At 64.3% G+C, this 1,191-nt stretch carries 1 protein-coding gene; it reads left to right on the top strand.

Annotated elements, in window-relative coordinates; genetic code table 11:
• The first annotated feature begins 51 nt into the window (after window positions 1–51).
• On the top strand, window positions 52–1,026 hold the full coding sequence (locus tag JMV16_RS22270) for an IS5 family transposase (RefSeq protein WP_201496525.1): 975 nt from the start codon (window positions 52–54) through the stop codon (window positions 1,024–1,026).
• Window positions 1,027–1,191 lie beyond the last annotated feature (165 nt).

Below are 1,191 nucleotides of genomic sequence, written 5' to 3'. Positions count from 1 at the left end.
GGCAACGCTGATCAAGTCCACTGAGGGCACGGCTCGTGCGTTGAGTCGAGCATGAAGCAACATACCCTTGCCGTGGCCGCTGACGACAATGCGCAGTACGAGCAGTACCGCCGCCCGACGAAGCGCGATTTGTTTCTCGCGACTATGGAGCAGATCGTTCCATGGACTGCGCTGTGCGCGGTGATCGATCCCCACTACCCGAAGGCTGGCAACGGTCGCCCGCCGGTGGGCCTGGAGCGCATGCTGCGGATGTACTTCGTGCAGCACTGGTTCAACCTGGCCGATGCGGCTTGCGAAGACGCGCTGCTGGACAGCGTGGCGCTGCGTCGGTTTGTGGGCATCGACCTGGGCCGCGAGCGGGTGCCCGATGCGACCACGCTGTTGAAGTTTCGCCGCTTGCTGGAGGGTCACAAGCTGGGCGAGAGCCTGTTCGCCAAGGTCGGCGAGGTTCTTCAGGCCCAGGGGCTGAAGGTCGGTACCGGCACGATCGTGGACGCCACGATCATCGGCGCGCCCAGTTCCACCAAGAACGCCGAGAAGAAGCGCGACCCTGAGATGCACCAGACCCGCAAGGGCCAGCAGTGGTACTTCGGCATGAAGTTGCACATCGGCGTGGACAGCAAGACGGGGCTGGCACACAGCGCGGTGGTCACCGCGGCCAACGTGCACGACAAGCACCCGCTGCCGCAGTTGCTGCACGGCCAGGAAGAACAGTTCTATGGCGACTGCGCCTATGCCTCGCAAACTGAGCAGATCCGCTCCAAGGCACCGCAGGCCAAGGACCTGAGCAACCAGCGGGTGCGCAAGGGCAGCGTCACCGAGGAACTCGAGCGCTTGGTCAACCGTGGCAAGTCCCGGGTGCGAGCGCGTGTCGAGCACGTCTTCGGCGTCGTCAAGCGGCTGTGGGGGTTCGACAAGGTGCGTTATCGCGGCCTGGCCAAGAACGCCACACGTTCGTTCGTCGCGCTCGGGCTGGCCAACATCTACCTGGCGAGAGGCGCACTGTATGGACAGGTGCGCCCATAAGGGGCGCGAGGCGGGCCAAAGGCCCGCAAAACGGCTCGAAAGGGGCCGTGGCGAGGCGCAATTCGCGTCGCACACGCGCTGCAGCGTCGAAATCGGCCTCCTGGAAGGCTGTTCCTCAACCATCACTACTGGATGGCGAAATTCGGAGCCTTGTTCAGCGTTGCC

The sequence above is a fragment of the Rubrivivax sp. A210 genome (assembly GCF_904426505.1).
Lineage (GTDB): Bacteria > Pseudomonadota > Gammaproteobacteria > Burkholderiales > Burkholderiaceae_C > Rubrivivax.
The sequence above is the reverse complement of the archived record's forward strand: the minus strand, read 5'-3'. Positions and strand labels throughout refer to the sequence as shown.